The 12,938-nt window shown below is 29.4% G+C and carries 14 protein-coding genes and 2 rRNA genes; 13 read left to right on the top strand and 3 right to left on the bottom strand.

The window, feature by feature from the left end; genetic code table 11:
- A 23S ribosomal RNA gene (locus INR60_RS14130) occupies positions 1–126 on the top strand; the annotation flags it as partial.
- A gap of 52 nt (positions 127–178) precedes the next feature.
- A 5S ribosomal RNA gene (gene rrf / locus INR60_RS14125) occupies positions 179–295 on the top strand.
- Between the two features lie 21 nt (positions 296–316).
- On the opposite strand, the gene INR60_RS14120 is transcribed toward rrf, so the two are convergent.
- Positions 317–709: a rhodanese-like domain-containing protein gene (locus INR60_RS14120; RefSeq protein WP_207729583.1), complete on the bottom strand. Its 393-nt coding sequence runs from the start codon at positions 707–709 to the stop codon at positions 317–319.
- Positions 710–867: 158 nt separating this feature from the next.
- Between INR60_RS14120 and INR60_RS14115 the strand changes: the two genes are divergently transcribed.
- The 7 genes from INR60_RS14115 to INR60_RS14085 all read left to right on the top strand — a co-directional run bounded on the left by INR60_RS14115 (position 868) and on the right by INR60_RS14085 (position 7,752).
- Positions 868–1,620 carry a YdcF family protein gene (locus INR60_RS14115; RefSeq protein ID WP_338015016.1) on the top strand — a complete coding sequence of 251 codons (753 nt, stop codon included), beginning with the start codon at positions 868–870 and terminating at the stop codon, positions 1,618–1,620.
- 20 nt (positions 1,621–1,640) lie between these two features.
- A complete protein-coding gene (locus INR60_RS14110) occupies positions 1,641–1,904 on the top strand; it encodes a DUF1653 domain-containing protein (RefSeq protein WP_194192144.1) in 264 nt (87 codons plus the stop codon).
- A gap of 120 nt (positions 1,905–2,024) precedes the next feature.
- Positions 2,025–2,807, top strand: coding sequence for a MurR/RpiR family transcriptional regulator (locus tag INR60_RS14105; protein ID WP_194192143.1), 783 nt, complete (start codon positions 2,025–2,027; stop codon positions 2,805–2,807).
- 398 nt (positions 2,808–3,205) lie between these two features.
- Complete coding sequence (ptcA, locus tag INR60_RS14100; protein WP_194192142.1) at positions 3,206–4,219, top strand: putrescine carbamoyltransferase; 1,014 nt, start codon at positions 3,206–3,208, stop codon at positions 4,217–4,219.
- Between the two features lie 33 nt (positions 4,220–4,252).
- The gene (aguA, locus tag INR60_RS14095; RefSeq protein ID WP_194192141.1) at positions 4,253–5,350 is read left to right on the top strand and encodes an agmatine deiminase; all 1,098 of its coding nucleotides are present in this window, start codon (positions 4,253–4,255) and stop codon (positions 5,348–5,350) included.
- 11 nt (positions 5,351–5,361) lie between these two features.
- Complete coding sequence (gene arcC / locus INR60_RS14090) at positions 5,362–6,300, top strand: carbamate kinase (protein ID WP_194192140.1); 939 nt, start codon at positions 5,362–5,364, stop codon at positions 6,298–6,300.
- A 90-nt stretch (positions 6,301–6,390) separates the two neighbouring features.
- On the top strand, positions 6,391–7,752 hold the full coding sequence (locus INR60_RS14085) for an APC family permease (protein WP_194192139.1): 1,362 nt from the start codon (positions 6,391–6,393) through the stop codon (positions 7,750–7,752).
- 53 nt (positions 7,753–7,805) lie between these two features.
- On the opposite strand, the gene rd is transcribed toward INR60_RS14085, so the two are convergent.
- Complete coding sequence (gene rd / locus INR60_RS14080; RefSeq protein WP_194192138.1) at positions 7,806–7,967, bottom strand: rubredoxin; 162 nt, start codon at positions 7,965–7,967, stop codon at positions 7,806–7,808.
- 183 nt (positions 7,968–8,150) lie between these two features.
- Between rd and INR60_RS14075 the strand changes: the two genes are divergently transcribed.
- Positions 8,151–8,864, top strand: coding sequence for a Crp/Fnr family transcriptional regulator (locus INR60_RS14075; protein ID WP_194192137.1), 714 nt, complete (start codon positions 8,151–8,153; stop codon positions 8,862–8,864).
- A 50-nt stretch (positions 8,865–8,914) separates the two neighbouring features.
- Here the strand turns inward: INR60_RS14075 and INR60_RS14070 are convergent, their stop codons facing one another.
- The gene (locus INR60_RS14070) at positions 8,915–9,313 is read right to left on the bottom strand and encodes a hemerythrin domain-containing protein (RefSeq protein WP_194192136.1); all 399 of its coding nucleotides are present in this window, start codon (positions 9,311–9,313) and stop codon (positions 8,915–8,917) included.
- A gap of 221 nt (positions 9,314–9,534) precedes the next feature.
- Here INR60_RS14070 and ric point away from each other — a divergent pair, with 221 nt between their 5' ends.
- From ric to hcp, 3 genes are all read left to right on the top strand, one after another.
- The gene (gene ric / locus INR60_RS14065; RefSeq protein WP_194192135.1) at positions 9,535–10,230 is read left to right on the top strand and encodes an iron-sulfur cluster repair di-iron protein; all 696 of its coding nucleotides are present in this window, start codon (positions 9,535–9,537) and stop codon (positions 10,228–10,230) included.
- Positions 10,231–10,241: 11 nt separating this feature from the next.
- Entirely contained in the window at positions 10,242–11,000 is a 759-nt protein-coding gene (locus INR60_RS14060) for a DUF438 domain-containing protein (protein ID WP_194192134.1), read from the top strand.
- A 128-nt stretch (positions 11,001–11,128) separates the two neighbouring features.
- Positions 11,129–12,778, top strand: coding sequence for a hydroxylamine reductase (hcp, locus tag INR60_RS14055; protein ID WP_194192133.1), 1,650 nt, complete (start codon positions 11,129–11,131; stop codon positions 12,776–12,778).
- Positions 12,779–12,938 lie beyond the last annotated feature (160 nt).

Genomic DNA, 12,938 nt, shown 5'->3' with positions numbered 1-12,938 from the left:
CAAGATTAGATTTCCCATAGCGTAAGCTAGTAAGACCCCTTGAAGAACACAAGGTTGATAGGTCAGGAGTGTAAGTGTGGCAACACATTCAGCTGACTGATACTAATAGGTCGAGGGCTTGACCAATTATTTGTTAACTAAAATTCATGTGCAATTTTAAGAGAATAACTCTTAAAAATTTGGTGATGATGGCATAGAGGAAACACTCCTTCCCATTCCGAACAGGAAAGTTAAGCTCTATAGCGCCGATGGTACTGCACGGGAGACTGTGTGGGAGAGTAGGACGTTGCCAAGTGCATAACAGGAAAAAGGATAGTCAGTAATGACTATCCTTTTTTCTATATAAATTATTTTTAAATATAGGTTTTATACCGGCCCAAAGGATTTTGCTATTTTTTATTCCTATAGATTTACAGAACAGATACATAAGAGGACTTCTTAGTCTTCCGCGAGAACATCCTATAACGATAGGATTAGTACCATTTTTAGATAGTTTAATTAACTCATTTTTGAAATGAGTTCTTTTTAATAAGATACTTTTAGCTATAACAAATATAGCACAAGGATAGAAATTTTTTATCAGTTTATGTTCTGACTCACTTATTACAGGGAGGTTATATTGAAATAAATTCATATTTTCAAACTCAGTTTTAGTACGAACATCTATTGTTGTTTCATTTTTTATATCTAAATACCTTATAAATATCATAATTCACCTAATAACAAGAAAATAATTATTTATTATATTATACATAAATTTATCCATATATTACATTAAAATTAAAATAAGTTACAACTTATTTTTTTTGAAAATATATTAAAGTTTCTATGGTAAACTTATTATATAAGTTGATAGGGGGAGATTTAGTGAATTTGATTTTTAAGATATTAGGTATAATATCTATAGGATATTTTCTTTTAGTAAATTTATTTTTTGGAGGAACTACATTTAGTTGGTTTTATTTAGTTTTAGGTATAGGATTAATAGCTTATACAAAATATATAGATAAATTATTAGCCATTGATAGTTTAAGCTCTTTCATAAAACCTGCAAGGATAGTTATAGGTATATTATTAATTGTATTTGTAGTATCAGAGATAGTAATAATAGCTTATCCTAAGAGGAGAGAAGTTGTTAGTGATTATATAGTAGTACTAGGGGCAGGGATAAGAGGAGAAAATTTAAGCGTAACTTTAAGAGAAAGATTAAATGCAGCTTTAGAAGTTTCAAAGAATATAGATTTTAAAGGAAAGTTTGTTTTAACAGGCGGACAAGGTCCAAATGAAAGTATAACAGAAGCTGAAGCTATGAGAAGATATCTAGAAGAAAAGGGAGTTCCAAGTGACAGAATTTTATTAGAAGATAAAGCAACTAGTACTTACGAAAATTTTAAATTTTCTAAAGATATTATAGAAAAAGATAGTAATAGAGATATAAAAGATTCCGCTGTACTAGTAACTACTACAGATTTTCATGCGTTTAGAAGTAATATACTAGCTAAAAGAAATGGATATAGTAACGTAGACTTTTATACTTCTAAAAGTGAGTGGTATTTAGTGCCTGCAACATATGCTAGAGAGTTTTTTGCATTAGGAAAATCTTTAGTTTTTGATAAATAAAATATTGAGGTGAACTGTAAATGAGAGATATTTCGAGTTTAAAAGGAAAAGTAGTTAGACATTTTAAGGGGAATTTATATTTAGTTTTAGATGAGGTTACACATTCTGAATCAGGTGAAAAGCTTATACTTTATAAAGCACTATATGGGGATTTCGGTATGTATGTAAGACCTTCAAACATGTTTTTAAGTAGGGTTGATAAAAATAAATATCCAGAAGTTTTGCAAGAATATAGATTTCAAGAAATAAATGGTGATTTAGAAAAGAAAATAAGAGAGATTTAATGAAAAACTAGTAGTTTTAATACTACTAGTTTTTTTGCATTACATCGATTTGTATGTAATATATTTAATATACATAATTTTTAATTATGTAAAATATAAGTATTGATTAGGGAGGACTTTATGGTTATTGATTTTTTTGAATTTGTAAACCCAAAGTTAAGTACATTAAATAAGACTGAGAAGAAAATTTTTGATTATGTAGTAAAAAATCAAGATGGGGTAAAGAGTATGAGTATAAGAAAACTTTCCAAGGAATGTTATGTTTCTACAACTACTTTATTTAGATTTGTGAAAAAATTAGGATTTTCAGGTTACAATGAATTTATTTCAACATTAAGAATAGGAGGGAACAGTAATGGTGATAGAGCTGTTATACCTGATATTGTAACTAAAAAAAATTATAATGAGGAATATTTGAAAAACATAATAGAGTCTGTGAGGGTTATAAAGGAGGATGATGCGGATAGATTTTGCAAAATGCTAAACAGTAATAATAAGATATATATTTTTGGAGTAGATCTTACCAAGCAAGTTGTAAAATATGTACATTGCCTTTTGAGTTTAATGGAATATGATACGGTTATTGTTCATGATAAGTATGAGCTTGATTCAACTATTAAGGATGTAGGAGTAAATGATATAGTTTTAATTTTTTCTTTTAGTGGAGAAAGTTCAGGAATGATAAAGATTGTTGAGAGGATTAAGGTTAAAAATAGTAACATTGTTTCTGTAACACGTGCAGATAATAATATTATTCAAGGGTTAAGTGATATTAACTTCTATGTTTTTTCAGATAATATTGTTAACAATAATAATGATATCAGTTCAAGAATAAGTATGATAGCTGTTATAGAGACTTTGATTTATAGAGCTTTTGCAGAAAAAGAAGGTGTTACGTATTAAATATTATATAATCAAGGTTATACATATTTTAGGTAACAGCTTTGGAACGCTTTATTTTAAAGGGTAGGATATAATTTGATAACAACAAAAGTAACAAAGTGTAACGCGTTAACATAAGGTTAGTAATAGTAGACAAGCTTTCTACTCTTACTAACCTTTTTAAGTAGCATAAAAACTTAATTTCTAAATTATTAAAGTTTTATATAAGATATATAAATTTAAAATATATGGAACAAAATAACCTTGTTTGTTACTAAATCTATAACTAAAATCATAAATCGATACCTTGTTTCTAAAGGCCTCCAAACTATAGAAAACGATTTTAAAACTTGCTATTCTAAAACTGCAAAAGCAAATGCAAAGCAAAAATAAATTAAATATTTAGGAGGTACTCTATTATGGCAAGAGTAAAAGATTTTATAAACACAAACGATTTAACTAAGAAGGAATTATTAGACATTATGAACTTAGGCTTAATGCTTAAAAAATGTGTGAATAATGGATATTACCCTCAATTATTAAAAAATAAAGTTTTAGGAATGATCTTTGAGCAATCATCAACAAGGACAAGAGTATCATTTGAAACTGCTATGGCTCAGTTAGGTGGACACGCTCAATATTTAGCACCAGGTCAAATACAATTAGGTGGACACGAAAGCATTGAAGATACAGGAAAGGTTCTTTCAAAGCTAGTTGATATATTAATGGCTAGAGTAGAAAGACATAAAACAATAGAAGATTTAGCAAATAGTGCTTCAATACCAGTAATAAATGGTATGTCAGATTATAATCACCCAACTCAAGAGATAGGAGATTTAATAACTATATTAGAAAACTTACCAGAGGGTAAAAAACTAGAAGAATGCAAAGTAGTATTTGTAGGGGATGCAACTCAAGTTTGTAGATCATTAATGTTTATAACTACAAAACTTGGTATGAGATTTGTACAATTTGGACCTAAAGGATTCCAATTATCTAAGGAAGATTTAAAGATAGGTGAAGAAAATTGTAAATTATCAGGTGGTAGTGTACAAGTTCTAGAAGATGCAGATGAAGCTATGAAAGATGCAGATTTTGTTTACACTGATGTTTGGTATGGATTATATGAAGCAGAGCTTTCAGAAGAAGAAAGATTAAAAATATTTATGCCAAAATATCAAGTAAATAAAGATCTTATGAGTAAAGCAAATAAAGGAGCTAAATTCCTACATTGTTTGCCTGCTACTAGAAATGAAGAAGTAACAGATGAAGTTTTAGATTCAGATATATCTTTAGCTTGGGATGAAGCTGGAAATAGATTAACAGCTCAAAGAGCATTATTAGTTTATTTCTTAAATCCACAAGCTGCAAAGGAATTTAAAGTTGAAAATTGCAAAAATGAATTAAATAAAGTTTTATCAGAAATTTTCTAAAGGTTTCTACAAAAAAAGAGAGGATGAGTAATTATGAGAACATTAAGCACAACTCCTAAAAAAGATGGGTTTAGAATGCCAGGAGAGTTTGAAGAACATGATGGGTGTTTTATGATATGGCCAGAAAGGCCAGATAACTGGAGACTTGGAGCAAAACCAGCTCAAAAAACATTTGCAAAAGTAGCTAAGGCTATAAGTGAATTTGAAAATATGACAGTTTTAGCTAGTCCAGAACAATATAGCAATGCTAGAAATATGTTAGACAAAGATATAAGAGTTGTAGAAATGGTTAATAACGATTCGTGGGTAAGAGACTGTGGACCTACATTTGTAACAAATGGGGAAGTAGTAAGAGGTGTTGACTGGGAGTTTAATGCTTGGGGAGGTCTTGTAGATGGATTGTATTTCCCTTGGGATAAAGATGATCAAATAGCAGAGAAGGTTTGTGAACTTGAAAGAAAAGATAGATATAGAACTAATGGGTTTGTATTAGAAGGTGGTTCTATACATGTTGACGGTGAAGGAACTTGTATAGTTACAGCTGAATGTTTATTAAGCCAAGGTCGTAACCCAGAGTTATCAAAACTTTCAATAGAAGGAAATTTAAAAGAATACTTAAATTTAGAAAAAGTAATTTGGATAGATAACGGAATATATAATGATGAAACAAATGGACATGTAGATAATATATGTTGCTTTGTAAAACCTGGAGAAGTTCTTTTAGCATGGACTGATGATAAGGATGACCCACAATATGAAATATCGAAATCAGCTTATGATATATTAACAAATTCAGTTGATGCTAAAGGAAGAAAACTAAAAGTGCACAAGATGTACACACCAAGTCCAATTCTTATTACAAAAGAGGAAAGTGATGGTGTAGATGCTGTAGATGGAACTTTACCTCGTGAAGAGGGAGATAGATTAGCAGCATCATATGTTAACTTCTATATAGCTAATGGTGGAATTGTATTCCCTATGTTTAATGATCCAAACGACGAGAAAGCTAGAAAGTTATTAGAAGAATTATTTGAAGGCAGAAAAGTAGTTGGTATTTATGCAAGAGAAATTCTTTTAGGTGGAGGAAATATACACTGTATAACTCAACAACTACCTAAAGCTAGAAAGTAGAGGATTAAGGTATGGCAAGGATAGTTGTAGCACTTGGAGGAAACGCATTAGGAAATACTCCAAAGGAGCAAGAAGAGAAAGTAAAAATAGCATCAGAATCTTTAATAAATTTAATTGAGGAAGGAAATGAAGTTATTATAGCACATGGGAATGGTCCTCAAGTTGGTATGATAAATTTAGCCTTTGAAGAGGGAAGCAAGACTAATGAAAAGATAGTTGAAGTTGAACTACCAGAGTGTACAGCTATGTCACAAGGGTATATTGGATACCATCTTCAAAAGGGAATAAGAAATGAGCTAAATAAAAGAAATAAAAAAATGGAGACATTAACAGTTGTAACTCAGGTTTTAGTAGATAAAAACGATGTAGCTTTTAAAGATCCAACAAAGCCTATCGGAGGATATTATACAAAAGAGTATGCAGAAAAGTTAATGGGAGAAAATGAAGGTGTCATATATAAAGAAGATGCAGGAAGAGGCTATAGAAGAGTTGTGCCTTCACCAAAACCTGTAGAAATAGTTGAAAAGAATATAATTTTAAGTATGTTAGAAAATAATTATATAGTTATAGCCTGTGGAGGAGGAGGTATACCTGTAATAAAAGATGATTATGGGAATATAGAGGGTATACCTGCTGTTATAGATAAAGACTTCGCTTCAAGTACTTTAGCAGATAGTATAGATGCAGAATACCTATTTATATTAACTGCAGTAGATAGAGTATTTATAAACTTTAACAAAGCGGATCAAAAAGAAATAAAAGAAATGTCTATTAGAGATGCAGATAAGTATTGTCAAGAGGGGCAATTTGCAAAAGGAAGTATGTTGCCTAAGGTTTTAGCAGCAATAGAATTTGTTAAAGGCGGAAAAAACAGGAAAGCTATAATAGCATCTTTAGAAAAAGCAGCTGAAGCTATAAAAGGAGAGAGCGGAACAATTATACACTCTTAGAAAATTTCATAAGGGTACATATTTAAAAATATGTACCCTAATTAAAAATTTGAAATCATAAAATTATGATTTAGAAAAGAGGTAAAATTTATGGGTAAAGAGAAGAAAAAATTTAGGATGTTTGAAGCTGTTTTAGCAGCTGTTTGCATAGTTTTAGTAGCGGAAGCAGCAGCACCAGCAGCGGCAATAGGAAATTCACAGTATTTTTGGTGGATTTTAATAGCGATAGGATTCTTCTTACCTTACGGATTAGTTACAGCCGAACTTGGTACTACATATGAAAGTGAAGGAGGTATGTTTGACTGGACTAATAGAGCATTTGGAGACAAATGGGGCTCTAGGGTAGCTTGGTTTTATTGGATAAACTATCCTTTATGGATGGGTTCACTTGCAGTGCTTTTTACTGGCGTAATAGAACAATTAGTAGGAAAAGAAATATCTGTATTCATATCACTTCCATTACAACTAATATTTATATGGTTTGTAGTTTTTGTATGTAGTTCACCAGTTAGTGATAATAAACTACTACTTAATATTTCAGCTGTATTTAAAGTAGTTATAATGGTTTCTCTAGGACTTATAGGAATTTATGTAGCATCAACAAAAGGATTTGCTAATAATTTAACACCAGAGTCTTTCCTTCCAAGCTTTGATCCTAAAGGATTATCAGTTTTATCAGTAATAATATTTAACTTCATGGGATTTGAGGTTGTATCTTCTTTTGCATCACAAATGGAAAATCCTAAAAAACAAATACCTAAAGCTATAATTATTGGTGGTATATTAATTACTGTTTTCTATCTTTTAGCTTCATTTGGTATGAGTGTTGCTGTGCCTATAAGTGAACTTAGTACAGATGGGGGACTTATAGATAGTTTCAATCTACTTTTAGGACCTAGTGGAAAATGGTTTGTAATTATAATTGGATTAATGTTTATGTTCACATTAGCAGGAAACTTAATATCTTGGGCTAGTGGAGTTAACTTTACTGCTAAATATGCAGCAGATAACAATGCTCTCCCTAAAGTTTTTTCTACAGTTAATGAAAAAGGTATGCCAAAGGGAGTTAATATAGTAAATGGGATAATAGCAACTATACTTGTTGTTTCAGCCCCTTTAATACCAAGTCCTGATATATTTTGGGCGTTCTTTGGATTAAATGTTGTAGCTTTATTATTATCATATGTAATGTTATTTCCAACATTTTTAAAATTAAGAAAGATAGATCCAGATACTAAAAGACCATTTAAGATAAGTGGAGGAAATTTCAAGATTAAAGTTATAGGGATTGTACCACTAATATTTTTAGTTGTTTCTGTAATAATGAGTGTAATACCTTTAGAGAACACACAAGAAGAAATGGCATCTAAAATCCCGGTTTTAGTAGGAACAATTATAACTATATTAATAGGAGAATATTTTGCACACAAATGTACAAAGAAAAACAGATAAAAAAATAGAGGTTGATTATGATGTACATAATCAACCTCTATTTTTCTTTAATTTTAATTTTCTTCTTCAAATTGAGATTGATCTGCTCCGCAAACAGGACAAACCCAAGTTTCTGGTAAGTCATTAAATGATGTTCCAGGTGCTACTCCGTTATCTGGATCACCTTTAGATGGTTCGTAGATATAACCACATAACTCACAAATATAATTTTTCATAAAAACACCTCCATAAATTTTATAAGCTTATTATAATACTAATTTTTATAAAATATATAGAATAAATAGATAGTTATTAGTTTTTTAAATAAGTTCAAAAATTAATCTATTTTTTGTAAGATTAGTTACATAAAATAATGATTAATTAGTTTAAAATAAAGATAGATGAGAGGTGATTTTGATTTGAGTAATGATTGTAAAAACTGTTGTGATTCTTGTAGAGGTAAATATTGTGCAAGTAAAGTTCCTATATTTGAAAATTTAGATTGCAATGAACTTAAAGAGATAGTAAGTAAAATAAAACATAAGGTATTTAAAAAAGGTGATGTTATTTTTGGTGAAGGAAGTTTAGGAAATAGCATGTTCTTTGTAAACCAGGGGAAGGTTAAGTTATATAAGTACACAAAAGAAGGAAAGGAACAAATATTAAATATATTATCAGAAGGTGATTTTTTCGGTGAATTAAATCTGCTTTCAAGTTCTAAACATAATTTTAACGTTAAAGCTTTAAAAGATGCTAAGATTTGTGTTTTAAGTAATGATGATATGAAAAAGATAATATTTAATAACCCTATGATCGGTATAAAACTTTTAGAAAATATTAGTAATAGGCTATCTAATATGGAAAATTTAGCTCAAAGCTTAGCAACTAACGATGCGGATTCAAGGGTTGCGTATTTGTTATATGATTTGGCTAATAAGTACGGAATTAAGAAAAATGATAATATTCTAGTTGAAATACCGATATCTAGAGAAGATATGGCAAATTGCGTTGGTGTTACAAGAGAAACATTAAGTAGAAAGCTTAGAAAATTCGAGGAAGAGGGGTTAATAGAAGTATTAAGAGTAAAAGAGATACTTATAAAAAATATAGAGGAAATAAAAGAACTAATCTAATAGATACAAAAAGGCTATTGCATTTTTAATAAGCAATAGCCTTTTTATATTTAAAGAAGAACATAAAGCTTAGTATCTTCTTTCATTAGCCTATTTTCAATCGTATTTATGATTAATGTACAGTCTTTATTAAAATCATTTAGGTTATCTAGAATCTTTTTTTGTGTATTATATTTAACTTTAAAATCAGAATAGGTATTTGCAATATGCCCCATCTCATTAATAAAATCTTTTGCTATATTTTTTAGTTTAATATCCTGACTATTAATTAAAGTAGGATATAAAAACTTATCTTCAGATTGTAAATGTATATTAAGCTTTCCAGCTAGTAAGTTTATATTTAATGCTAATTCTTTTGAATTTTCGCTAGTGTTTTTTAATAGACCTTTCATTTTGTTTAACAGTTCATAGAAATCTTTATGTTGTCTAATTAAATTTGAATTTATCATATTTTAACCACCTTTAATTTTATATTTTAAAAGTTATCACATTTAGAATATGAATAATGTGATTAAAATCAAATAATAATTAATTTTGGAAATGAAGGATAAAAGTGAGTGAAATTTAAAAGAATAAATTAATTTCAAAATTTGATTTGAATCATATTAGTAAAAAGAAAAAAATTATATTATTTAAACATAGCAAACGGAAAACATAGGAGATGATTTGAATGAAAAGAATAGAATTAAATCAGATATTAGGAGACATAGTAGCTGTTTATCCAGGGGCAGCAAGGAAATTTAATGAGTATAGCATTGACTATTGCTGTAACGGAAATAGAACTTTAAAAGAAGCGTTAAAGGATAAAGACGTAAATGATAATGACTTTGTAGAAAGTTTAAATAAAGAATTTAGGGAATTTTTAAATTCAAATGAGAAATATATAGACTGGAGAAAAGAAGACCCTAGGAAATTAATAAAGCATATAGTAGATACACACCACAGATTTACTTTTGATACTTTAAGAGAATTAGATGAGTTAATTTTAAAAGTAACAAGAGTGCATTATAACCATGCACCAGAGAAACTACTAGTTATTCATAAGTTATTTGGTGAACTTAAACTTGATTTAGAGGAACATTTAATTAAAGAAGAAAATGATTTGTTCCCTATGATTTTTGATTACTTAGATAATAGAAGTGAAAAAAAGAGAGACGAAATTTTTTCTTATATAGGAGTTATTGAAAGTGAACACAGGGGTGCTGGCCATATTTTAAGTGATTTATATAGGGAAACTGATGGATATAAATTACCTGAATGGGCATGTACAACATTTAAATTAGTTTATAGAAAACTTCAAGAACTTGAAAAAGATTTATATGTTCATATTCACAAAGAAAATAGTATCTTATTTAAAAACATTTAGGAGGAATTTATATGGGAAATATTAAAATAGATGAATTAACAAGTATTCTTAGAAAGTTAAATTCAGAAAATATAACAGAGGATTTAAGAAGAGAAGCTATGGAAATAGTTAAGGATATAGACCCTGTAGAATTATCTATAGCAGAGCAAAATTTAATAGATGAAGGAATGAATCCTAGTGATTTAAGACATTTATGTGATATACATATGGATGTTTTAAAAGGAGAACTAGAAAAGATTAAAACTTCCTTAAAGGAAGGACATGTAGTTCACACTATGATTGAAGAACATGATAGGATATTAGAATTTTTAAAGGAATTAGATAATTTAAACAGCGAAATCCAAAAACTAGATAAAAATGATTTTGATAGAAGGTATGTAGATAAAGTAGAGTCTTTAGCAGATTCAATTTTAGATGCAGAAAACCATCATCAAAGAGAAGAAAGAGTATTATTCAAAGAACTTGAAAAAAGAGGTATTACAGGACCAACTAGGATAATGAAGATGGAACACGAAGACTTAAGGGCTAAAAAAAGGGCTTTAAAAGAACTTTGTAAGTGTTTTGATTATATTTCTTTTAGCGACTTTAAAGAAAGATTAGATGATATTTCAAAATACCTTGTATTTAATTTAAGGGATCATATTTTTAAAGAAAATACTATACTTTATCCATCTGCAATTGAAAGTATAAAAGAAGAGGATACTTGGGATGAGATGAAGGTAAAGTGTGATGAAATAGGTTATTGCAAATTTACTTTTAAGAAAATTTAAAACTGTAACACTGGTTACAGAATAAGAGGCTAGAAATATTTATACTAGTATTTGTTAAGAGAAAAAACTAATTACTAGGACTAAATATAGAATATAAATAGATTAATATACACTAGGAGGAATTAAATATGTCAATGTTTTGTTTTCAATGTCAAGAAACAGCAGGATGCAAAGGATGTACAGTAAGAGGTGTTTGTGGTAAGACAGAGGATGTCGCTAAAATACAAGACCTTTTAGTATATGTGACTAAAGGACTAGCTACAGTAGTAGTTGAAGGAAGAAAAGTAGGAGTAAGTAGTAAAAAGGCAGATAAGTTTATAACAGAAAATCTTTTTATTACAATAACAAATGCTAACTTTGATTTTAAAGCTATAAAAGAAAGAGTTTTAGAAACAATAGCATTAAGAGATGAACTTAAAAAAGAAGTTGAAGCTAAAGGTGGAAACGCTAATGGTAAAAACTTTATGGAGTGTGCTACATTTGAAGCTGCATCAGAAGAAGAAATGATGGAAAAAGCATCAAAAGTAGGTGTTCTTTCAACTGAAAATGAAGATGTAAGAAGCTTAAGAGAGCTTATTATATATGGATTAAAAGGTATGTCAGCATACATGAAACATGCTATGAACTTAGGATACGATGATGATAACATCCATGCATTTATGGCAGAAGCTTTAGTTAAAGTTATGGATGATTCATTATCAGCTGATGAATTAACAGCATTAGCTTTAGAAGCTGGTAAATACGGGGTAGATGGAATGGCATTACTTGATGCTGCAAACACAGGCACTTACGGACACCCAGAAATAACAAAAGTTGATATCGGAGTTAGAAAAAATCCAGGTATCTTAATTTCAGGACATGATTTAAAAGATTTAGAAATGTTATTAGAGCAAACAAAAGGAACTGGGGTAGATGTATATACTCACGGAGAAATGCTTGCAGGACAATACTATCCAGAATTTAAAAAGTATGAGCACTTTGCAGGTAACTACGGAAATGCTTGGTGGTTACAAAATAAAGAATTCGCTTCATTTAACGGACCAATCCTTATGACAACTAACTGTATAACACCAGTTCAAGATTCATATAGAGGAAGAATATTTACAACAGGTTCTGTAGGATATGAAGGATGTGCACACATCGAGGCAGATGCTAACGGACACAAAGATTTTAGTGAGATTATAGAATTAGCTAAAAAATGTGAAGCTCCAACAGAAATAGAAAAAGGAGAAATAGTTGGGGGATTCGCTCACAATCAAGTTTTAGCTTTAGCTGATAAAGTTGTAGATGCAGTTAAAACTGGTGCTATAAAGAGATTCTTTGTTATGGCAGGATGTGATGGAAGAGCAAAATCAAGAAACTACTACACAGAGTTTGCAGAAAAATTACCTAAAGATACAGTAATATTAACTGCAGGTTGTGCTAAATATAAATATAACAAATTAAACTTAGGAGATATCGGTGGAATTCCAAGAGTTTTAGATGCAGGTCAGTGTAATGATTCATACTCATTAGTTGTTATAGCTTTAAAACTTCAAGAAGTATTTGGTTTAGATGACGTAAATGAATTACCAATATCATATAATATAGCTTGGTATGAACAAAAAGCTGTAATAGTATTATTATCATTATTACACTTAGGTGTTAATAACATCCACTTAGGACCAACATTACCAGCATTCCTTTCACCAAATGTAGCTAAAGTTTTAGTTGAAAACTTTGGAATAGGTGGAATAACTAACGTAGAAGATGACATGAAAATGTTCATGGGAGAATAATTTAAATTAAGTATCCAAAATAACCCTTTATAACTTACTTAGAAACCTCTTTTTAGAGGTTTCTTTTTTAATATACGCTACTTTCTTTTATAATTTCACGCATATTTAAATAGAGAAAGAATTAGATAGCGTACTTAAGCTATTTTTAACAATAAAGAAA

It is taken from the genome of Clostridium chrysemydis (assembly GCF_015234215.1).
Taxonomy (GTDB): domain Bacteria; phylum Bacillota; class Clostridia; order Clostridiales; family Clostridiaceae; genus Clostridium; species Clostridium chrysemydis.
This window is presented reverse-complemented; position numbering and strand designations above follow the sequence as displayed.

Coding starts and splice junctions, on each gene's coding strand:
- INR60_RS14120 (WP_207729583.1), bottom strand. CDS start 709: ATGATATTTATAAGGTATTTAGATATAAAAAATGAAACAACAATAGAT.
- INR60_RS14110 (WP_194192144.1), top strand. CDS start 1,641: ATGAGAGATATTTCGAGTTTAAAAGGAAAAGTAGTTAGACATTTTAAG.
- INR60_RS14105 (WP_194192143.1), top strand. CDS start 2,025: ATGGTTATTGATTTTTTTGAATTTGTAAACCCAAAGTTAAGTACATTA.
- ptcA (WP_194192142.1), top strand. CDS start 3,206: ATGGCAAGAGTAAAAGATTTTATAAACACAAACGATTTAACTAAGAAG.
- aguA (WP_194192141.1), top strand. CDS start 4,253: ATGAGAACATTAAGCACAACTCCTAAAAAAGATGGGTTTAGAATGCCA.
- arcC (WP_194192140.1), top strand. CDS start 5,362: ATGGCAAGGATAGTTGTAGCACTTGGAGGAAACGCATTAGGAAATACT.
- INR60_RS14085 (WP_194192139.1), top strand. CDS start 6,391: ATGGGTAAAGAGAAGAAAAAATTTAGGATGTTTGAAGCTGTTTTAGCA.
- rd (WP_194192138.1), bottom strand. CDS start 7,967: ATGAAAAATTATATTTGTGAGTTATGTGGTTATATCTACGAACCATCT.
- INR60_RS14070 (WP_194192136.1), bottom strand. CDS start 9,313: ATGATAAATTCAAATTTAATTAGACAACATAAAGATTTCTATGAACTG.
- ric (WP_194192135.1), top strand. CDS start 9,535: ATGAAAAGAATAGAATTAAATCAGATATTAGGAGACATAGTAGCTGTT.
- INR60_RS14060 (WP_194192134.1), top strand. CDS start 10,242: ATGGGAAATATTAAAATAGATGAATTAACAAGTATTCTTAGAAAGTTA.
- hcp (WP_194192133.1), top strand. CDS start 11,129: ATGTCAATGTTTTGTTTTCAATGTCAAGAAACAGCAGGATGCAAAGGA.